Source organism: Streptomyces sp. NPDC001781 (assembly GCF_053596035.1).
Genome location: NZ_JBSFFI010000006.1, coordinates 188979 through 209074, shown reverse-complemented (window position 1 = coordinate 209074; position 20096 = coordinate 188979). Strand labels below are relative to the sequence as shown.

Here is a 20096-nt window from a genome sequence, read left to right as displayed (position 1 = left end):
TGCTTCCTTCTTTTCCGGGCCTACGGTGATGCGACTCGAAGAGAAGTCCGCCGTTAATCTGTCAAGAGGGGAGCGCTGAAATGGTCGCCGCGGAAAACAGGACGGGAACACCGGAAATCAAGGGAAAGCGGGCGCTGGTCACCGGGGGAACGCGGGGTATCGGGGCGGGGATCGTGCGGCGGCTGCCGTTGACGATGGGAGCTTCAGGATGGGCGCGCTCGAGCTCCCGAATGCCGCACGTACGCGACGGGGCACGAGGGAGCGAATGATCACGTCCGGTAACACACGTAGGTCCGCAGCGCAGGCCAAGTTTTGCTGCCGACGATGCCGTCGGTCGCGAGGGTGTAACCATACGAGCCGTTCATCATGGTTTGGAATCGCTTGGCAGCGGCTTTGGAGTTGGTCCCGAAGACACCGTCGATCGTGCCGGGGTCGAATCCTGCCCTCTTGAGCAGGCACTGAGCCTCGATGCCCGAGCTCGACACTCCGGTGGAACTCGGAACGACCGTCATGCCCTCGTAGTAGCCGGCATACCCGTAGGGCTCCGCGGCGTAATAGCTGCAGCCGTATGCCTGAGCGGTGGTGGTGCCGGCGATGGCGGCAGGCGCGGCAATGATGCCGGTCATCAGTGTGGCGACTGTCAAAGCCGCCGCGACGCTTCTGCGCATGTCGTCTCGTCTCCTTCATGTCGTGGTCCGGCAGCATGGCCGTTGGTGGACTGCTCCGGGCGGCAGGGACTTCGGCTCACAGCGACCGTCCTGCTTGTGGGCCTGTGGAACCGTGGCGCCGTCACGGACTATGGCCGTGTCCTCCGACTTGGTGTACGCCGCCGTCCCGGCGCCGTCGGCGCCGGGACGGACTTCTTGGTCAGCGAGTTCTGAGCCGTGGGCGATGACGGCTGTTCAGGCGTTGTACTCGGCGTACCACCGCAGCGCAGGCCATGTCTCCTGGCCGACGGTGCCGTCGATGGCGATGTTGTAGCCGAACGCGTTGTTCATCAGGGTCTGGAATCGCTTGGCAGCGGCTTTGGAGTTGGTCCCGAAGACACCGTCGATCGTGCCGGGGTCGAATTTTGCCCTCTTGAGCAGGCACTGAGCCTCGATGCCCGAACTCGACACTCCGGTGGAACTCGGGATGACCGTATTGCCGCTGTAGTAGCCGGCATACGCCTTGCCTCCCGAGACGGAGTAGTGACAGACGTATGCCTGAGTGGTACTGGTTCCGGCGAAGGCCGCAGGCGCGGCTACGGTGCTGGCGATGAGCGTTGCGGCTGTCAAGGCAGTCGCGATGCTTCTATGCAAGGCCGTCTCGCTTCTCTCGTGTCGTGGTCCGGTGTTCATTCCTGTCAAGCGAATTGCACGAGTGACGCCGCTGCACGATGCCTTGCGGCGCTACTCCCCTGAAACACGCAGGGGATTGTTTGATTCGTGGTACGTGGAGCGGCCGAGCTGGATCTACCAGTGGGCGCCTACGTAGTACCGAAGTTCAGGCCATGTTTCGCTGCCGACGATGCCATCCACGTCAAGTACGTGGTAGCCCACCCTGTCGTTCAGATGGGCCTGGAATTCCCTGGCAGCGGCTTTGGACTTTGTCCCGAAGACACCGTCGATCGTGCCGGGATCGAACCCTGCTTTCTTGAGCAGGCACTGAGCCTCGATGCCCGAACTCGACACTCCGGTGGAGCTCGGAACGACCGTCATGCCGCTGTAATGGCCGGCATACGTATACACTCCCGACTCCGAGTAGCGACAGGTGTACGCCTGAGCGGCGGCAGGGCCTGCAAATACTGCAGGGGCAACGGCGCCAGTGATCAGCGTCGCGGCCGTCAAGGCGATCGTGATTTTTCTGTGCAAGGTCGTCTCGTTTCTCTCGTGTACGGTCACATGGTGATCACCATCGTTCGAATGCCGCTGGTGATGTGCGCCTCGGCCTTGTGATGTCTGAGAGGACGGCCTCGCAAGTCGCTGTCGATGGGACACCAGCGAGCTGCCGGGAGGCTTTCCTGTCATGTACGACCACCCGAGGGTCATTCATCGGGGCAACCGTTCGATGAGCGAGTTCCCGGCGTGGCACCGCGACTGCTGCTCGGGGGCCACGGGGTTGTGCATCACATTCCAGGTGCGCAACAGCGCAGGTAGTACCATGTCGCGGGGCCGACCGTGCCGTCGACCACCAGCACGGGCCGGTTGGCCCAGTCATTGATGTACTCCTGGAATTCCCTCGCTGCGGCCTTGGACTTGGTCCCGAAGACACCGTCGATCGTGCCGGGGTCGAACCACCCTGACTTCTTGAGCAGGCACTGGGCCTCGATGCCCGAACTAGACACTCCGGTGGAACTCGGAATGACTGTTTCGCCGCTGTAATGGCCGGCATACCACTTGCCGCTCGACGATTCGGTGTAGCGGCAGGTGTATGCCTGAGCGACGGCGGGCCCGGCAAATGCTGCCGGGGCGGCAAGGGTGCCGGTGATCAGCGTCGCGGCCGCCAGGGTAATTGCGATTCTTCTGCACAAAGTCGTCGTCTCGTTTCTCTTGCGCCGCAATCGGTGATGATCAATGCGGCCCGACTGCTCCTCGCGGCACGTGCTTCGGCATTAAGAGACACGGGTGCTGCGACCCTCCCGCGATCCCTCGCTTCGCAGCTCCCCCGCAGCGTCGAGGAACCACCACCGCGGGCCATCAGACTGCGGTAATCAGGCCTTCTACCGCGACCGTTCGTGCCATGATTCGATCAGAATCGAATGTGCGGTCACGGAGCCAGCAGAACCGGACAGCAGGAAGGTCGAAACGGCGTGATCGAGCTCACCGTGGACGCCGCCGGGCTCGCCCGGTCCCGCTTCGCCGTCTCGCCGCTGCACGAGGTGGTCCTGACGCTGCTGCCCTGCGGTGCGCGACCGTCTCCTGATACCGACCCGTGGGTCACCCACGCCCGGCGCATAATGCGTCGGGCGCGACTGCCTCTGCTGTCGGAACTGGCGCGGGACGAGGGTGGATACGTGCCCGACTTCCTCAGGCCGCACCCCTCAGGGCCCTCGCCCACGGTGGAGGAGCAATTGCTACATGTCCGGCGCTCCCCACCCCGTCGCGTCCTGGGCGAGTTGGAGGCCTTACACGACGGGCGGCCCGGGAACGGCCTCGCCGGCTGCGAGCTGCCGGCGGGTGTGTGGCGGGCCATGGACCGGGGTGGTGCGCATATGGCCCGCCAGGCGGCGGACGAGCTGCGGCGCTATTGGGATCTGGCCTTCGCCCCGCACTGGGATGCCGCCAAGGCCACCCTTGACGCGGAGATCGACCGATGTGCCCACGTGCTCGCCCGGCATGGGGCGGCCAGGCTCTTCAACTCGCTCCACCCCGAAATTCGATGGGCCGATGGCATCATCCGGGTCGAGAGCCGGTTCCGGATCGGCCTGCCCGCACGCCTGGTGGTCGTCGTTCCGTCACTCGTCACACGTGGGCCGGTCGTGGCCGTGGACCCAACACGCGACGGGGGACGGCCCCCGATACTCATCTATCCTGTGCGCAACGAGGCTGCCGTGGGCGTTCGCCGCGGAGAGGCCGACGAGGAGGGGCAGTCCGTTCGCGTCCGAAGGACGTGCATCCCGGAACCCGGCTTGCCCCGGTCCACAGGGCTCGGACCTGCGAGTTCGCCCCCTTTTTCAGCCCTCACGTACGCGGAATCGAGCACGACCCGGGACAGGTCGAGCAGGCCGGCGTCGTCCAGACGGTGCAGGACTCCTCGTGCGACCGCTGCTCGTTACGACAAGCGGGCCTACGTCTTCCACGGCACTGTCACTGCCGCAGCGATCCGGCTCCAACTCCGTCAGTGATCCGCCGGACAGCCCTTATCCCCCGGTGAGTTCCTCGACCATCTCCAGGGCGTGGGCGTTGGCCGCGGCGACCAGGGCCCGGGCGGCGTCGTGGTCGCGGGCCGTCAGGGCGTCGACCAGGTCCGTGTGGCCGGCCCACAGGCGGCCGCGGACCTCGGGGAGGCGGCGGAGGTGCTGGACCGCGCAGACCCAGGAGCGGACGCGCAGGTGGTGCAGGAACTCGGCGAGGTAGAGGTTGCCGAAGAGCACGCTCAGCTCGCGCCAGAAGCGGAGGTCATAGCCGATGAGGACGGTGAGGTCGCCGGCCGCGTTCGCCCGCTGGGCCTCCTCGCCGCGCCGCCGTACCGTCGCGAGCGCGGCCGCCGTGCGGGGGTTCCCCGCGTCCGCGAAAGCGGGGTGGCCCTGGCCGAGGACGCGGAACATGCCCTCGGTGACCAGGGAACGGGCCTCGATCATGCCCCGGTAGTCGGCGAGGGAGTACTCGGGGACGCGGAAGCCCCGGTGGTGGTCGGCCTCCAGCAGGGCCTGCGCCGAGAGGTCCACCAGGGCCTCTCGCACCGGTGTCGCGGAGACCCCGTACAGGTCCGCGATCTCCTTCACGGTGAACGCCCGCCCCGGCACCAGTCGCCCGGCCAGCACCTCGTCACGCAGGGCGTCGGCGATCTGCTGCCGCAAGGTACTGCGCGTCACAGCGCCGTGGCCGGGCATCGTCCCGGAGTCTCCTCACACGAATGGGGCCGCTCTCGTATGCACGTGCCTATTCCCACAACCCCTTACGAGCACGTCACCTTACGCGTTCACCCCTGCCGGGCATCAGCCCCGGTGCCCTTTATGTGTGCGGGACGGTGTGAGGGCCGCTTCCGCCCCCTGCCGGACGGGGTGGTGGTGCGCGCCTTCGGCACCACCGGCCCCGCAGGCCCGCCACCCGTTCCGCCGGCAGGGGGCCGGGGGAACGGGTTCCGGCCTGGTCAGGCAGACGTCGTGTACTCGTCCGCCGTGGTCAGGGCGGCGTCCAGGGCGGCCAGGCCTTCCTTCAGTTCCGGTTCCGTGATGTTGCAGGGCGGGACCACGTGGGTGCGGTTCATGTTGACGAAGGGCCAGAGGCCGTTCTTCTTGGCGGTGGCGGCGAAGGCGGCCATGGGGGCGTTGGCCTCACCGGACGCGTTGTAGGGGACCAGGGGTTCGCGGGTCGCGCGGTCCCTGACGAGCTCCAGGGCCCAGAACATGCCCGTACCGCGGACCTCGCCCACGCTGGGGTGGCGCTCGGCGAGGGCGGCGAGGGCGGGACCGAGGACCGTCCCGCCGAGCCGCTTTGCGTTCTCCACGACGCCCTCGCGGGCCATGACGTTGATCGTGGCGACCGCGGCCCCGCAGGCCAGGGGATGCCCGGAGTAGGTGAGACCGCCGGGGTACGGACGCCTGGCGAAGGTCTCCGCGATGGCACCGGAGATGGCGACGCCGCCCAGGGGCACGTACCCCGAGTTCACGCCCTTGGCGAAGGTCATCAGGTCCGGGACGACCCCCGAGAGGTCCGCCGCGAACCACTCACCGGTCCGCCCGAACCCGGCCATCACCTCGTCCAGGATGAAGACGATGCCGTGGCGGTCGCAGATCTCGCGGACCCCGGCGAGGTAACCCGGGGGCGGGACCATGATCCCGGCCGTACCCGGAATCGTCTCCAGGATCACCGCCGCGATCGTGCCGGGCCCCTCGAAGCGGATCGTCGTCTCCAGGTGCTCCAGCGCGCGGGCGCACTCCTGCTCCTCCGTCTCCGCGTAGAACCGGGACCGGTACAGGAACGGCGCCCAGAAGCGCACCACGCCCGCGCTGCCGTTGTCCGAGGGCCAGCGGCGGGGATCGCCCGTGAGGTTCACCGCCTGCTGGGTGCCGCCGTGGTACGACCGGTACGCCGAGAGCACCTTGGGGCGGCCGGTGTGCAGGCGGGCCATCCGGGTCGCGTGCTCGACCGCGTCCGCGCCGGCGTTGGTGAAGAAGATCTTGTCCAGGTCGCCCGGGGTGCGTTCCGCGATCAGGCGGGCCGCCTCCGAGCGTGCCTCCACGGCGAAGGCCGGGGCGAACGTCGTCATCCTCGCCGCCTGCTCCTGGATCGCGGCGACGACCTCCGGGTGCTGGTAGCCGATGTTCGTGAACACCAGGCCGCTGGTGAAGTCCAGGTACCGCTTGCCGTCGTAGTCCCAGAAGTACGAGCCCTGCGCGCCCGCGACGGCCGGGGGGTCGATCAGGTCCTGCGCGGACCAGGAGTGGAACACGTGCGCCCGGTCGGCGGCCTTCACGGCGGCACCGGTCTCGGGGTCGGGGGTGGGGGTCTGCTCCGGGTTCGGCTGAGGCGTCATGCGGGTGAGGGTAGGGGGTGGGGGCCCCGGCGCGACATCGGCGGACTGTTGTGGGCGGGGGCGGGATGTGCGACAGGTTGTCGTGAGTGGGGGCGTGTTCGCCGGGCCCCGGACCGGGCCCTGCGCTGTCCCGTATGCCCGCACTATCCTCGGGCCGTTGGCGCGCTTCGGGGGAAGGCGGTTGCGGGATGCGGGAGTTGGGGCCGGGGGAGGACGAGGACTGGGTCTTCGGCGCGAGTCCGGACGGCCAGGGGGCCGGCGGGCGCGGGTCTCTGTCCGGGGGAGCCGGCGGGGGGCGGGAGCACGCGGCCGTGGGGGACGGCAGGGGGTGGGCGGTCGCTGCGTACGGGCATCCGGAGGTGGACGGGAGAACGCGGGACCTGCGGTCCACGTGGCTGCTCGTCCTGGTCGCGCTGATCGTCGCCCTGGGAGCCGGGGGGACCCTGTTCACGTTGTTACGGGGCGGCGGGGTGTCGGACACGGCGACCGCGGTGTCCGGCCCGGCCGAGGGGGACGTCCCGGAGCGCTACCTCGGCGGATGGGAAGCCCGTGTCGACGGGGCCGGCACGCACCGGCTCAGCGTGACCCAGGGGCGGGTCGGCGAGCGCGTCCTCACCCTGGTCGCGGACGGGGCCGACCACCACTGCGTCTTCGCCGCGTCCCTGGCCCGGAAGCCGGACACCGGGGGCCCGGTACGACTCACCGCCACCACGGTGACCTCCGGTGCCCCTCTCTCCTCCTGCGCCCCGGGTGCCCCCACCACCCTCACCCTCTTCCCGGACGGCCGCCTGAGGCGGACGGGACCGTCCGGCGTGCAAGCCGTGACCTACGACCGGGTCAGTGCGGGCGGAAGCGTCACCGAATGACGGCGAGCTCCGTCCGCGCCTCCCGGCAGCCGGGACCGCCGTGGAACCGTGCGCCCGTCCCGGTGTCCGCCCACGAGCGCCCTCGACCGCCCGGCGGTGGACGAGCACGCCACGCGCTCACCCGCCGGGGCCTCCCTCGCGGGCATCGCTCCGACGGGGCGGCCCGCGGCCGCCGACGGCGAGTCCGCTCGCCCGCCCGGACCCGGCGGAGCCGTCAGCGGGGGTCCGGCGGACGCTGGCGGGGCATGTTGGGGCGGGTGCCCGGGGGCGGGGTGAGGTAGCGGGAGGCCGGCGGCGGGTCGGCGGCCCGGGACGGAGGGGGCGGAGAGGAGAGCGGCGGGCGCCCGCCCCGGAACTCCCGCATCCAGTCCGACGTCTCCGTGCGGACCAGCTCCGTCACGTCCTCCGAGAAACGGCGCAGAATCCCGAGGCAACGTTCCGCCGCCTCCCCCGCCGTGCCGTCCGCAGGACCCAGCACCTCACGGGCACTCTCCGACGCCCAGTCGAACTGCAGCGCCTGCAGACGCCGTTGGACCGCCTGCGCGGTGGCCAGGTCCCGCATCCACCCCGAGGTCAGCCCGAAACACCGGTCCGCCCCGGCGCACGCCGCCCCCAGCAGCAACGCCAGGTATCCCCACGGCCCGCACCCCGCCACCGCCCCGGTCGCGTCCAGCAACGGCAACGCCGCCCCGGCCACCACGCCCGCGGCCGCGCCGCCCCGCAGCCCCCGCGCGGCCCGCCGCCGCCACACCCGGTCCGCGAGGTACCAGTCCGCCGTGCGCAGCGCCCCCGCCTCGACCCAGCGGAACAGCTCCCCCAGCCGCTCCGCCGGTTCCCCCCAGTCCCCGAGCGGCAGCTCCCGCCCCACCAGATCCCCGGGCAGCGGTCCCGCCGGGTCCGTCCCCCGGTCTCCCGGCCGGCCCGCGCTCACGTCCTGATCCCGGGGCCGTCCGCCGTCCGCATCCCCGTCCCCACCGCCACCACTCCGCTCACCCCGCCACACCCGGTCCGCTCCCGCCCCGCCGACCGGAGATCCGCCCCCCGCGGGGCCGGCGGGCCCGGAGCCGTGCGGGCCCGGACCGGGTCGCCGGCCGGCCGGGGGCACCTCGTCGGGTTGCTGTTCCGGCTGGCCCACCCCGGACTCCCTACTGAACGTGAACACCGATCGTGCGGCCGTCACACCCGGTGGCGGCGCGGGATGTCCTTCCTACCGCCCAACGGGTGGCGGGGTGCCGTGTTCGCGGGGTGGTACGCCCGGAAGAGGGGGTTGATCAGGTAGAGGGCCGGAGGCGATCTCACCCGAAAGAGTGGCAGCGCGAGGGCCGCCCGGACCACGTAGGCTCGTGCCCAGCAGAGAAGCGGCGAAGACAGACAGGAGACACCCCCGTGATTCCCGGTGGCGGCCAGCCGAACATGCAGCAGTTGCTCCAGCAGGCCCAGAAGATGCAGCAGGATCTGGCGCGGGCCCAGGAGGAACTGGCGAACACGGAGGTCGAGGGCCAGGCGGGCGGCGGTCTGGTCAAGGCGACCGTGACCGGCTCCGGCGACCTGCGCGCGCTGAAGATCGACCCCAAGGCCGTCGACCCGGAGGACACCGAGACCCTCGCGGACCTCGTCGTCGCGGCCGTGCAGGCGGCGAACGAGAACGCGCAGGCCCTCCAGCAGCAGAAGCTCGGCCCGCTGGCCGAGGGACTCGGCGGCGGCGGCATCCCCGGTCTGCCCTTCTGACGCCCGGGCAACTACGGTACGTACCGCAAGGTCTTGAAGGAAAGGCAGTCCGTTGTACGAAGGCGTGGTCCAGGACCTCATCGACGAGCTGGGACGGCTCCCCGGCGTCGGTCCGAAGAGCGCGCAGCGGATCGCCTTCCACGTCCTCCAGGCCGAGCCGACGGACGTCAAACGGCTCGCGCACGCCCTGCTGGAGGTCAAGGCCAAGGTCCGCTTCTGCGCGACCTGCGGGAACGTGGCGCAGGAAGAACTGTGCAACATCTGCCGCGACCCTCGCCGCGACCCCTCGGTCATCTGCGTGGTCGAGGAGCCCAAGGACGTCGTGGCCATCGAGCGCACCCGTGAGTTCCGGGGCAAGTACCACGTCCTGGGCGGCGCGATCAGCCCCATCGAGGGCGTCGGCCCGGACGACCTGCGGATCAGGGAACTGCTGGCCCGCCTCGCCGACGGCACCGTCACCGAGCTGATCCTCGCCACCGATCCCAATCTCGAAGGCGAGGCCACGGCGACGTACCTCGCCCGCATGATCAAGCCCATGGGTCTGAAGGTCACCCGCCTGGCCAGCGGCCTCCCGGTCGGCGGAGACCTGGAATACGCGGACGAGGTCACCCTCGGCCGCGCCTTCGAGGGGAGACGACTCCTAGATGTCTGACGCCACGCTGCACGCCACGTCGCAGAACCCGGACGACTTCGCGGTCCAGATCGCCGACCAGATCGAGAGCTTCCTGGTCGCCGTCACCGAGGTCGCCAAGGGCGACGAGCCCGGTTCCACCGTGCCCTTCCTGCTGCTGGAGGTCTCCCAGCTCCTGCTGGCCGGCGGACGCCTCGGCGCCCACGAGGACTTCCTCCCGGACGAGCGCTACGAGCCCGACCCCGGCCCCGAGCCGGACGCGGACGGCCTGCGCGAGAACCTGGCCCGCCTGCTGGACCCGGTCGACGTCTACTCCGAGGTGTTCGACCCGTACGCGCCCCGTACCGCGCCGGTCGCCGCCCGGATCTCCGACGACCTCGCGGACGTCATCACCGACCTGAGCCACGGCATGGTCCACTACCGGGCCGGCCGCACCGCCGAGGCGCTGTGGTGGTGGCAGTTCTCCTACTTCTCCAACTGGGGCCCCACGGCCTCGGCCGTGCTGCGCGCCCTGCAGTCCGTCCTCATCCACGTCCGCCTGAACCAGCCGCTGGAGGAGCTGGACGGCCTCGACACCGACCAGGACCTGGGCGACGAGGCGCTGGAGCGCGAGGCCGGGCGCGTCATGGCCGAGGAGATCGGCACCCCCCTCGGTATCCGGCAGGTGCGCTGACCACGCGGCAGGCGCTGTGACGCGGGGCACTTTCCGCGTGGTCCGCGTACCGCTGGGCAGGTTCGGGACCGGGCGGACGACGTCTCACCATGCGGGAGCGCGATGGTGGATTTCGGACACTCGATAGACTGAGCCGACACAAACGAACCGAGCGAGGAGCGCACGTGGGCCTTGTCGTGCAGAAGTACGGAGGCTCCTCCGTAGCCGATGCCGAGGGCATCAAGCGCGTCGCCAAGCGGATCGTGGAAGCCAAGAAGAACGGCAACCAGGTGGTTGTCGTGGTCTCCGCGATGGGCGACACGACGGACGAGCTGATCGATCTCGCCGAGCAGGTTTCTCCGATGCCTGCCGGGCGTGAGTTCGACATGCTGCTGACCGCCGGAGAGCGTATCTCCATGGCTCTGCTGGCGATGGCGATCAAAAAGCTGGGCCACGAGGCCCAGTCGTTCACGGGCAGCCAGGCAGGTGTCATCACCGACTCGGTCCACAACAAAGCCCGCATCATCGACGTCACGCCGGGCCGCATCCGCACCGCGCTGGACGAGGGCAACATCGCCATCGTCGCCGGTTTCCAGGGTGTGAGCCAGGACAAGAAGGACATCACCACGCTGGGCCGCGGCGGCTCCGACACCACCGCCGTCGCGCTCGCCGCAGCGCTCGACGCCGAGGTCTGCGAGATCTACACCGACGTGGACGGCGTGTTCACCGCCGACCCGCGCGTGGTGAAGAAGGCCCGGAAGATCGACTGGATCTCCTTCGAGGACATGCTGGAGCTGGCCGCGTCCGGCTCCAAGGTGCTGCTCCACCGCTGCGTGGAGTACGCCCGCCGATACAACATCCCGATCCACGTGCGCTCCTCCTTCAGCGGGCTGCGCGGCACGTGGGTCAGCAGCGAGCCGATCGAGCAAGGGGAACAGCAGGTGGAGCAGGCCATCATCTCCGGTGTCGCGCACGACACCTCCGAGGCCAAGATCACCGTCGTCGGCGTGCCGGACAAGCCGGGCGAGGCCGCGGCCATCTTCCGGACCATCGCTGACGCCGAGATCAACATCGACATGGTCGTGCAAAACGTGTCGGCCGCCTCCACGGGCCTGACCGACATCTCCTTCACCCTGCCGAAGACCGAGGGCCGCAAGGCCATCGACGCGCTGGAGCGCAACCGCTCCGGCATCGGCTTCGAGTCCCTGCGCTACGACGACCAGATCGGCAAGATCTCCCTGGTCGGCGCCGGCATGAAGACCAACCCGGGCGTCACGGCCGCCTTCTTCGAGGCGCTCAGCGACGCGGGCGTGAACATCGAGCTGATCTCAACCTCCGAGATCCGCATCTCGGTCGTCACCCGCGCCGACGAGGTCCCCGAGGCCGTCCGCGCCGTGCACACCGCCTTCGGGCTCGACTCCGACACCGACGAGGCCGTCGTCTACGGGGGCACGGGCCGCTGATGTCACGCACCGGTCGCCCGACACTGGCGGTCGTGGGGGCGACCGGAGCCGTGGGAGCGGTGATGCTCCAGATCCTGTCCCAGCGGGCGGACGTCTGGGGCGAGATCAGGCTGTTCGCCTCCCCGCGCTCGGCCGGCCGCAAGCTGGCCGTGCGCGGGGAGGAGGTCGAGGTCGCCGCCCTCACCGAGGACGCCCTCGACGGTGTCGACGTCGCCATGTTCGACGTGCCCGACGAGGTCGCCGCCCGGTGGGCGCCGCCGGCCGCCGCGCGCGGCGCGGTCGTGGTCGACAACTCCGGTGCCTTCCGGATGGACCCGGAGGTGCCGCTCGTCGTCCCGGAGGTCAACCCGCACATGGCGCGGATGCGGCCGCGCGGGATCGTCGCCAGTCCCGACTGCACGACCCTGTCGATGATCGTCGCTCTGGGCGCGCTGCACGCCGAGTTCGGGCTGCGTGAGCTGGTGCTCTCCTCGTACCAGGCGGTCAGCGGGGCCGGGCGGGCCGGGATCGAGACGCTGCGCGCCCAGTTGTCCCTGGTCGCGGGCACCGACCTGGGCACCGCGCCCGGGGACGTGCGGCGTGCGGTGGGTGAGCTGACCGGGCCGTTCCCGGAGCCCGTCGCGCTCAACGTGGTGCCCTGGGCCGGGTCGCTGCGCGAGGACGGCTGGTCCTCGGAGGAGATGAGGGTCCGCGACGCGACCCGCAGGATCCTCGGCCTGCCCGCCCTGCCGGTCGCCGTCACCTGCGTACGGGTCCCGGTCCTCACCACCCACTCCCTGACCGTCCACGCCCGCTTCCAGGACGAGGTCACCGTGGACGGTGCCCGCGAGATCCTCGCCACCGCCCCCGGTGTGGTCCTCTGCGACAACCCTGCCGCCGGGGAGTACCCCACCCCGGCCGACGTGGTGGGCACCGATCCCACCTGGGTGGGCCGCGTGCGCCGGGCGCTGGACGACCCGGCCGCGCTCGAACTCTTCGTCTGCGGCGACAACCTGCGCAAGGGCGCCGCCCTCAACACCGCCCAGATCGCCGAGCTGGTGGCCGCTGAAATGATGTGAGAAACCTGTGACGTTCATGGGATTCTCCTGGGGAATGTGGCCGGAGCCATGGTCCCAACCACTTGTACCCGGCACTCGTCACGACAGAGGATTTCCCTCCCGGTCCTCCGCAACCGCGCGAGCACGGGGAGCGTCTTTGCCCTCACCCTGGTGCGGCGGGACGTGGATTCCGGGCGCGGGGCGTCGCGGTGGGGCGTGGTGACGCCCTTTCAACTAGGCGTAGGGGAAGAGCGGGGCGCATGGCGGCACTTGAGGAACTGTCGGTCGTCGTGAATGTGACGCCCGGCACGTACAACCCTGTCCGGGGTACGCGTGTCCAACTGGCGTGGCAGAGGTACTCGAACTCGCGACGGCTCTCTTCGAGCCGGGCGCTTCCCCAGCAGCCCGCGGCGCGGCGGCGCTCCGGCCGCCCCGTGCGGCACTCCGGCCGCGTGTGCCCGGCGGCATGCCGGTGATCGCGCCGATGCCCGCCGCGCGCCCCACCCGTATACCCGGCCAGCGCGACGGCGCCGACGACACCGCGGGTGACGCGGCCGCCGGCACGACCGTCGACCACCTCACCGAGACCTACCGGGCGCACTACCGCTCCCTGCTCGGTCTCGCGGCCCTGCTCCTGGACGACACCGCCTCCTGCGAGGACGTCGTGCAGGAGGCGTTCATCCGCGTCCACTCGGCCCGCAAGCGCGTCCGGGACAAGGAGAAGACCCTTGCGTACCTGCGCCAGACGGTCGTCAACCTGTCCCGGTCCGCGCTGCGCCGCCGCATCCTCGGCCTGAAGCTGCTCTCCAAGCCGATGCCGGACATGGCGAGCGCGGAGGAGGGCGCCTATGACCAGCTCGAACGGGACTCGCTCATCAAGGCCATGAAGGGCCTTCAGCGCCGTCAGCGCGAGGTGCTGGTGCTGCGCTACTTCGCGGACATGACGGAAGCTCAGGTCGCCGAGACGCTCGGCATCTCGCTGGGCTCGGTGAAGGCTTACGGCTCACGGGGCATCGCCGCGCTGCGGGTGTCCATGGGAGCGAAGACATGAGCGAGCACGACGATCCGGCCGACGATCCGGCCACGGGGGCCGACCGACACGACAAGCCGACGCACGCTGGGAACGAAACTGTGAACGACGGCAGCCGCGGAGAGGAGTCCGCCCGTCCGGACGTCTCCGCCGACGCGGAGACACGGAAGCTCGACGGCCTCGACGGCCTGGAACGGCTGCTGGGGCCGGAGGGCTCCCGGCGGGCCGGCCGGGGCATCGAGGCCGACGGCCTGGACGACGGGCTCGGGGCGGACGAGCAGGCGCTGCGGCGGCTGCTGCACTCCGCCGTGGAGGACGTGCAGCCCCGTACCGGCTCGCTGGAGCATCTGCGGCGGGCCGTTCCCGCGCGGCGGGCCCGCAAGCGGCACGCGGCGGTCGGCATGGCCGCGGCGGCCTTGCTGCTCGGCACCGCGATCCCGGCTCTGGTGCACGTCTCCGACACCGGCGGCGACGGCCCCGACACCGCCATGGCAGGCCGGTCCGAGTCGACGCGGGGTACCGAGGGCGAAGGCCGCGCCTCCGACGACGCCTCCGGCGGCCCCCACGGCGGCACGGGCGGCACGCCCGGTACCGGCAAGGCCGGCGGGCGGAAGGACGAGCCCGGAAAGAAGGGTGGCGGCGAGTCCGGCGCGCCCGGCGCCGCGGACCCCTCGGCGAGCCTCGCCTCCGGCACCCCGAGCTGCACCCCGGCCCAGTTGGGCGTCACGGGCAGCGCGAGCGGGCCCGACTCCGCCGGCGTGGTCTACGGCAGCTTCCGCGTCGCCAACGTCTCCGGCACCGCCTGCACGGTCACCGGCGCGGGCCAGGTCGGCGCCGTGGCGGTCGGCGCGGCCGACCCGGCCAAGCTGAGCGTGGCCGCCCATGTGTCCGGCGACGCGGCGAGCGGGCTGCCCGACCCGTCGCTGGCGGTGTCCTCGCTGGCGCTGCGGCCGGGCGGGGCGTACACGGAGAAGTTCGCGTTCGTGCCCTCCGAGACCTGCCCGGTCCCGGGCGGCGGCGACAGCACCACCGGCGGCGGCTCGGCCACCGGCGGACCCTCGCCCGACCCGACGACCAGCGGCGACCCGGGCGCGACCGGGAACGCGGACAGCAGCGGCGGCACGGTCGGCGCGGCCCCGCAGCTCCTCGCCGTCGACGGCCCGGCCGACGGCAGCGTGCAGGTGACGTACAGCGCGGCGTCCGGCACGGCGGCGACGGCGTCGGTACCGAACGCGTGCGCGGGAACGGTGTACTACACGGGGATGCAGTCCGAGAGCTAGCTAGTGCTGTGACCGGAAAGGTTCACCGGCTCGCGGCGTCCGGCAAACCCTTCCGGTCACAGCACTAGACCGTGGTGCGGGTGCCGGCGTCCTCGGGGGCGTCGGCGCCGTCCGTCACCAGGCCCAGTTCGGCGTCGCGGGCGGCCTCTGCCTCCCGGCGCAGCAGGCGGAACCACATGAAGACCACGAAGCCCGCGAAGACGAACCACTCGCCGGTGTAGCCGAGGTTCTGGAACGCCTTCAGGTCTAGCCCGGTGCCGACGGGCGCGGTCGCGGGCACCGCCTTCATCCCGGCGTCGCCCCGGTCGAGGGTGACCCAGGCCGCGTACAGCTTGTCCGGCACCAGGTTGACCAGGGAGGCCGGGGCGATGGCGTTGGTCTGCCCGCCGGGCAGTCCGCCGGTCGCGGGGACGCCGTTGCTGCCCGGCGACTCGGGGGCCTGGAGCGCGCCGGTGACGGTGACCTTCCCGGCCGGGGGCTTCGGAGCCTTCGCCGGATCGGCCCTGCCGGGCAGCCAGCCCCGGACCACCGGCAGGGACTCGCCGTCCGGGGTGCGCAGCAGGGTCACGACGTAGAAGCCGGTCCTGCCGTCCAGCTCACGGCCGGGCGACAGCAGCTGCCTGCCGTACTCGCCGCTGACCACGACCCGCCGTCCCGAGGTCGCCTTGTCCACGGGAAGCATCCGCGCGAGCGGTACCGCCTGCTCGTGGCGGGAGTCCGCCGCCTGTTCCGTGGCGGTGCGATGGTCCTGCACCCGCCCTTCGAACCGGCTGAGCTGCCACGACCCCATGAACACGCAGAACGGGATGGCGAGCAGCACGAAGACGTTGATGCCCCACCAGCGGGGTGTCAGCAGAAACCGGTACACGCTCCTAAGGTACGGCGCCCCGTTTGTCACCTTCACGGTGGGCCCGGCGGTACGGGGTGCAGACCCCGGCAGAGGGCCTGGAAGGCGCGGACGGCCTCGGGGGTGACGGCGTCCCGGACGCGGGCGGGGGCCTCGCCGGCCAACACCCCGCCCCGGATCTCGCGCAGCACCGCCCGATAGGTACCGGCCAGCGCGCCCGCGAGGAGGCCCGGCAGCGGGGGTCCGAACGGCGTGAGGGGCGGGTGGTCGGCGAGGGCTGCGGCGAGGGCGGTCTCGGCGTGCTCACCGATCTCCCGTTCGCGGGCGCGCAAGGCGGGGCTGTCCAGCACGACCTGCCAGAAGCGGTCGGCGCCGGGGCGCAGTCCGAGGGTGGGCTCGTCGCGGGCCAGGGCGTCCAGCAGGTCGTCGCGGACGGTCTCGACCGGGCAGACTGTGGCGGCGCGGTCGCGCACTACGGTGGCCAGGCGCTGTTCCACCTCGGCCTCGCGGTCGAAGAAGAGGTCCTCCTTGGCCGGGAAGTAGTTGAACACGGTGTTGGTGGAGACGCCCGCGTGCCGGGCCACCTCCGCGACGGTGACCCGGTCGAAGCCGTGCTCCAGGAACAGTTCCAACGCCGCGTCGGCGATGGCCGTACGGGTCTGCCGCTTCTTTGTCTCTCGTAGCCCCACAGGCACATGGTAGCGTCACCCCAAAATTGTGGTCACATCAAAAATAGGGCCACGCCAAAGATGTGGGAGGGGCCATGGGACTGATCTTCGGCATCTATCCGGGCGGGCTGCTGGGGGACGACGAGGGGATTGTCCAGCCGGTCTCACCGGACGATCCCGACCGCGTGACCGCCGCGCTGGACGCGCTCCAGGGCGACGCGCCGACGCTCACGGTGCGCGCCTACCGGTCCTTCGCCGCCACCGTGCCCCCGCCGCCGCCAACCCCGGCCGACCCGGAGCGGTATCTCGGGCGGGGGCGCCGGCTCGACCTCGTCCTGCAGTTCCGGGAACCGACCGGGGCCCTCGACGGCTGGACGGAGTTCGTGCGCGAGGCGGTCCGGGCGTACGGGCCCCGGCTGGCGTCGGTCCAGATCTGCGAGGAACCCAATGTGCGGCTGCCGACCCTGGACGGCAGCGTGCCCGGCGTCCTGGACGCGCTCGTGCAGGGTGTCGGCGCCGCCAAGCGGGAGGCCCGCGCGCTGGGGCATCCGGTCGCGGTCGGCTTCAACGCCGTGCCGTCCTTCGACCCGGCCGACACCTTCTGGTCCGACCTGGCGGCTCTGGCCGACGACGAGTTCCGGGCGAGCCTCGACTACGTCGGGGTCGACTTCTTCCCCGACGTGTTCCGTCCGTTGCCCGCCGAGAAGCTGGCCGGTGCGGTCACCGCCGTACTGCGCTCATTCCGCGACACCCATCTACCCCAGGTCGGCATCCCCTTCGGCGTCCCGCTGCGCGTCTGCGAGAACGGCTGGCCCACCGGCCCCGGCCGCCCCGAGGACCGCCAAGCCGCCACGCTGGACACCGTCGTGCGCACGGTCGCCGCCCTGGCGGACGAACTCCGCGTTGACGCCTACGCGTTCTTCTCCTTGCGCGACGCCGACAGTCACGGGTCCGGCCTTTTCTACCACTTTGGGCTTCTCCGCGACGACTACACGCCCAAACCCGCCTTCGCGACTTACCAGGACCTCATTGCCCAGCTCAGGGGTGCCCCGTAGGGCGTCGGACGGGTGATCCTAGGGGGCATGGACAAAGCTGACGAAGCTGTGGAGATGTCCGACTGGGAGAAGCGATTCCGTGCGCCGAGGGTCTCGCTGCCGGACTGGGCCGAGGACGCGCCCGACCGCTCGCTGTTCGTGTCGAACGCGACCGGTACGTACGAGCTGTACGCGTGGGACCAGGTGCGCAGCGGCAGGCGACGGACCGGCCGAACGGCACGACGGACGGCGTGCTCTCGCCGGACGGTGAGTGGATCTGGTGGTTCGATGACAAGGACGGGGGGCTATTAGTGGGGCGGTTCGTGACGAGTTGATCGCCCGCAAGCTGGAGCACGCCAATCGCACGGGGGACTGCTACTTCCCGGCGACGCAGATGCACCTCTAGTGGGACTTCTTGGAAGCCCGCATGTCCGTAGCGGTCGGCCCAACCGATGGCAGCGAAGTGAACACGGTAGTGAAGGACGTGTCGGGGGTCCCGTGCCATGCGTCGTAACTCGCGCTGAGAGACAGCTCCCCCTGTGCTGCCTGCGCCGAAACTGATGGCCACGCTTGGTGGCTCCTTCCCTGTGCGGCGCAGCGTGCGCCCGTGACCCCCGCCGGGCGGCGGGACATGTGTCTCCTTCTCTTCGCGGGGGTGGACCGGCCAGGGCTGGCGGTCTCTTCACAGGTGGGCGCCCAGGGCTTCCGGCCTTGAACTCGGTCTCATGCAATCGGAGGGACGGCGGCGACCTAACACGCATCGTACAAGCCCGGTCCGTCCGCTTCGGGGGAAGGGTAGACCATAGACCACGGTGGGCACCCTGGGACGTGAACAGCCCCCGACCCAAGGAAGTCCCAGGCCGGGGGCTGCAAGGGCGTTCAGTGAGCGTCTGCGGTCACGCTGCGCGCAACGTGGAGACGAAGACCGATGCCGCCTCGGGGAAGGTCTCCACGGTCTTGGCTCTCACCTTCCGCAGTGTCGCGGGGAGTTCGGCCGTGCCGTAGGTCTCGGCGATGGTCGCTCGCTGCTCCGCGTCCATCAGGGCAATCGGGTCCATCCAGTGGGCCGGGACATTCCAGCCCGTCTCTCCCCAGTCGGAGAGTTCGGCCCCGTCGACTCCACCGGCAATGGCGAACTCCTTCAGGTTGCCGAAGTGGACGACGGCCCCGCGCTTCACCGCTGGCATCGGGTCCCTCCACACGATGACCCTGACGTTCCGCTCGCTCAGGAACTCGCGCCGGTCCTGGGTTCCCATCGCCTTCCACTTGTCGGCCCATGTCCGGCCCGTGGGCTGGAAGGCGACGGTGCGAGGGCGCATGGGGTGCGCTTCGAGTTCGGCGATCTTCTTCGTGAGGTTTTCCAGCGTGCGCCAGTACGACTGCTCCTTGGCCTCGGTGTCGTACTTCCCTTCCGCGTAGTCGCTCTCCAGCTTGTTCAGCCGCTGGCGCTTCTGTTCCAGCTCTGCCGTGTGGTCTTCACCTGGGTCCACCAACTTGACCATTTCCGGGGCGTAGCCGATGGCGCCGATGAGCGCTTCGGTGAAGACGGCTTCGAGTTCGGACTCACCGACCGTGGCCACGGCGGAACAGGCGACAGAACGATTTCGAGAGGTGCACCGGTAGTCGCGGTACGTCTTGGTTTCGCCGTTCTTCAGGGTCTTCGTCGTGTGGTGGCAGACCATGCGACTACCGCAACTGCCGCAGATGGCAATGCCCGTGAGCAGGCAGGCGGTGTCACGACGCCGGACCTTCTTCAGGCGGGTGCGCGCGGCGAGCGCCTTGTTGGCGGCCTCCCACTGGCCGAGCTTCAGGATCGGCTCGTCCGCGATGACGCTCGGCTCCCCTTCCTCGGTCTCCCAGATCTCCCCGTTGTACGTCTGGTAGCCGACGCAGACGGGGTTCTGGATGACGCGCGCGATGGTGGCGGGCTTCCACAGGATGCCCTTCACCGGCTTGCCCGCGAGCGAGCGGAGATGGTCGGACCACGTCATGATGCCGCGCCGGTTGAAGTCCTCGGCGATCGTGTACGTGGAGTCGCCGTCACGGACACGCTTGGCGATCTCCCGGAGCAGTTCCGCGTACACGGGATCAGGCGTCAGAATCCGGTGCTCGTCCTCCGAGTCGATAGAGAGGTACCCGAAGGGCTGTGGGCCCCCCGTGAAGCGGCCCAGTTCCCGCAGGGTGCGCATGCCGCTCGCGACGTTCTTGCGGATCTTTTGGTGCTCCTCCTCGGCGAGGACGGACAGCACCTTCGCGACCGCGCTTCCACCGGCCGCCTGGGTGTTCAGGCTGCCGTCGACGGTGACGATGTGCTTGTTGTTCTCCTCCACCCAGTCGAGCAGTTCGGAGAAGTACCGCACCTTGCGAGAGATGCGGTCGATGCGGGGGAACGCCAGTACATCCCACTCCTCCAAGCGGTCAGTCAGCCAGGGCCGGAGCTGTTCCCGCTGAAAGGGATTCGTCGTGCCGGATGTGTTGGTGTCGAGTGCCCACCCGACTATGAGGCGTCCGTGTCCGGGGGTGTCGGCCCAGTATTGGAGGTCGCGCCTCTGGGCGCTGATGGAGAGGGAGTTTTCGTCTTCCATGCGGGTCACCGACTGTCGGCCGCAGCCCAATACTCGAACTTTTGTTTGCATTACCTTGGTCTTGCCTCGTTCTGTGCTAAAGCCGGAGTGAAGGT

At 70.3% G+C, this 20096-nt stretch carries 19 protein-coding genes and 2 pseudogenes; 10 read left to right on the top strand and 11 right to left on the bottom strand.

Annotated elements, in window-relative coordinates:
• Positions 1-269: 269 nt before the first annotated feature.
• From ACWCV3_RS08250 to ACWCV3_RS08220, 7 genes and pseudogenes are all read right to left on the bottom strand, one after another.
• Positions 270-668, bottom strand: coding sequence for a peptidoglycan-binding domain-containing protein (locus ACWCV3_RS08250; protein ID WP_451220185.1), 399 nt, complete (start codon positions 666-668; stop codon positions 270-272).
• Positions 669-902: 234 nt separating this feature from the next.
• Positions 903-1277, bottom strand: a complete 375-nt coding sequence (locus tag ACWCV3_RS08245) for a peptidoglycan-binding domain-containing protein (RefSeq protein WP_451220182.1) — start codon at positions 1275-1277, stop codon at positions 903-905.
• 177 nt (positions 1278-1454) lie between these two features.
• Positions 1455-1883 (bottom strand): peptidoglycan-binding domain-containing protein, encoded by a 429-nt coding sequence (locus ACWCV3_RS08240; protein ID WP_451220179.1) that lies wholly within the window; start codon positions 1881-1883, stop codon positions 1455-1457.
• Between the two features lie 224 nt (positions 1884-2107).
• The gene (locus tag ACWCV3_RS08235; protein WP_451220176.1) at positions 2108-2542 is read right to left on the bottom strand and encodes a peptidoglycan-binding domain-containing protein; all 435 of its coding nucleotides are present in this window, start codon (positions 2540-2542) and stop codon (positions 2108-2110) included.
• A 984-nt stretch (positions 2543-3526) separates the two neighbouring features.
• A pseudogene (locus tag ACWCV3_RS08230) lies at positions 3527-3732 on the bottom strand (IS5/IS1182 family transposase); the annotation flags it as partial.
• Positions 3733-3841: 109 nt separating this feature from the next.
• Positions 3842-4534 carry a GntR family transcriptional regulator gene (locus ACWCV3_RS08225; RefSeq protein ID WP_451220173.1) on the bottom strand — a complete coding sequence of 231 codons (693 nt, stop codon included), beginning with the start codon at positions 4532-4534 and terminating at the stop codon, positions 3842-3844.
• Positions 4535-4794: 260 nt separating this feature from the next.
• A complete protein-coding gene (locus ACWCV3_RS08220; RefSeq protein ID WP_451220170.1) occupies positions 4795-6180 on the bottom strand; it encodes an aminotransferase class III-fold pyridoxal phosphate-dependent enzyme in 1386 nt (461 codons plus the stop codon).
• A 359-nt stretch (positions 6181-6539) separates the two neighbouring features.
• On the opposite strand from ACWCV3_RS08220, the gene ACWCV3_RS08215 reads away from it, so the two are divergent.
• Positions 6540-7046, top strand: a complete 507-nt coding sequence (locus tag ACWCV3_RS08215) for a hypothetical protein (RefSeq protein ID WP_451220167.1) — start codon at positions 6540-6542, stop codon at positions 7044-7046.
• Between the two features lie 214 nt (positions 7047-7260).
• Here the strand turns inward: ACWCV3_RS08215 and ACWCV3_RS08210 are convergent, their stop codons facing one another.
• Positions 7261-7977 (bottom strand): SLATT domain-containing protein, encoded by a 717-nt coding sequence (locus tag ACWCV3_RS08210; protein ID WP_451220164.1) that lies wholly within the window; start codon positions 7975-7977, stop codon positions 7261-7263.
• A 455-nt stretch (positions 7978-8432) separates the two neighbouring features.
• On the opposite strand from ACWCV3_RS08210, the gene ACWCV3_RS08205 reads away from it, so the two are divergent.
• The 7 genes from ACWCV3_RS08205 (at position 8433) to ACWCV3_RS08175 (ending at position 14867) form a co-directional block, all read left to right on the top strand.
• Positions 8433-8774 carry a YbaB/EbfC family nucleoid-associated protein gene (locus tag ACWCV3_RS08205; RefSeq protein ID WP_030817248.1) on the top strand — a complete coding sequence of 114 codons (342 nt, stop codon included), beginning with the start codon at positions 8433-8435 and terminating at the stop codon, positions 8772-8774.
• A gap of 52 nt (positions 8775-8826) precedes the next feature.
• Positions 8827-9426 (top strand): recombination mediator RecR, encoded by a 600-nt coding sequence (gene recR / locus ACWCV3_RS08200; protein ID WP_135787371.1) that lies wholly within the window; start codon positions 8827-8829, stop codon positions 9424-9426.
• Complete coding sequence (locus ACWCV3_RS08195; RefSeq protein ID WP_451220160.1) at positions 9419-10078, top strand: DUF5063 domain-containing protein; 660 nt, start codon at positions 9419-9421, stop codon at positions 10076-10078. Before recR ends, ACWCV3_RS08195 begins: the two co-directional genes overlap by 8 nt.
• Before the next feature lie 164 nt (positions 10079-10242).
• Positions 10243-11520: an aspartate kinase gene (locus tag ACWCV3_RS08190; RefSeq protein WP_451220157.1), complete on the top strand. Its 1278-nt coding sequence runs from the start codon at positions 10243-10245 to the stop codon at positions 11518-11520.
• On the top strand, positions 11520-12578 hold the full coding sequence (locus tag ACWCV3_RS08185) for an aspartate-semialdehyde dehydrogenase (RefSeq protein ID WP_451220154.1): 1059 nt from the start codon (positions 11520-11522) through the stop codon (positions 12576-12578). Before ACWCV3_RS08190 ends, ACWCV3_RS08185 begins: the two co-directional genes overlap by 1 nt.
• A 325-nt stretch (positions 12579-12903) precedes the next feature.
• The gene (locus ACWCV3_RS08180) at positions 12904-13608 is read left to right on the top strand and encodes a SigE family RNA polymerase sigma factor (protein WP_451220151.1); all 705 of its coding nucleotides are present in this window, start codon (positions 12904-12906) and stop codon (positions 13606-13608) included.
• The gene (locus ACWCV3_RS08175; RefSeq protein ID WP_451220148.1) at positions 13605-14867 is read left to right on the top strand and encodes a hypothetical protein; all 1263 of its coding nucleotides are present in this window, start codon (positions 13605-13607) and stop codon (positions 14865-14867) included. The genes ACWCV3_RS08180 and ACWCV3_RS08175 overlap by 4 nt, the downstream gene beginning before the upstream one ends.
• A gap of 64 nt (positions 14868-14931) precedes the next feature.
• Here the strand turns inward: ACWCV3_RS08175 and ACWCV3_RS08170 are convergent, their stop codons facing one another.
• The gene (locus ACWCV3_RS08170) at positions 14932-15735 is read right to left on the bottom strand and encodes an SURF1 family protein (protein ID WP_451220145.1); all 804 of its coding nucleotides are present in this window, start codon (positions 15733-15735) and stop codon (positions 14932-14934) included.
• Positions 15736-15767: 32 nt separating this feature from the next.
• On the bottom strand, positions 15768-16403 hold the full coding sequence (locus tag ACWCV3_RS08165; RefSeq protein ID WP_451220142.1) for a TetR/AcrR family transcriptional regulator: 636 nt from the start codon (positions 16401-16403) through the stop codon (positions 15768-15770).
• 74 nt (positions 16404-16477) lie between these two features.
• Between ACWCV3_RS08165 and ACWCV3_RS08160 the strand changes: the two genes are divergently transcribed.
• Entirely contained in the window at positions 16478-17437 is a 960-nt protein-coding gene (locus ACWCV3_RS08160) for a hypothetical protein (protein ID WP_451220140.1), read from the top strand.
• Positions 17438-17491: 54 nt separating this feature from the next.
• Positions 17492-17718: pseudogene (locus ACWCV3_RS08155) on the top strand (S9 family peptidase); the annotation flags it as partial.
• Between the two features lie 594 nt (positions 17719-18312).
• On the opposite strand, the gene ACWCV3_RS08150 reads toward ACWCV3_RS08155, so the two are convergent.
• Positions 18313-20052: a recombinase family protein gene (locus ACWCV3_RS08150; protein WP_451220137.1), complete on the bottom strand. Its 1740-nt coding sequence runs from the start codon at positions 20050-20052 to the stop codon at positions 18313-18315.
• Positions 20053-20096: the final 44 nt, after the last annotated feature.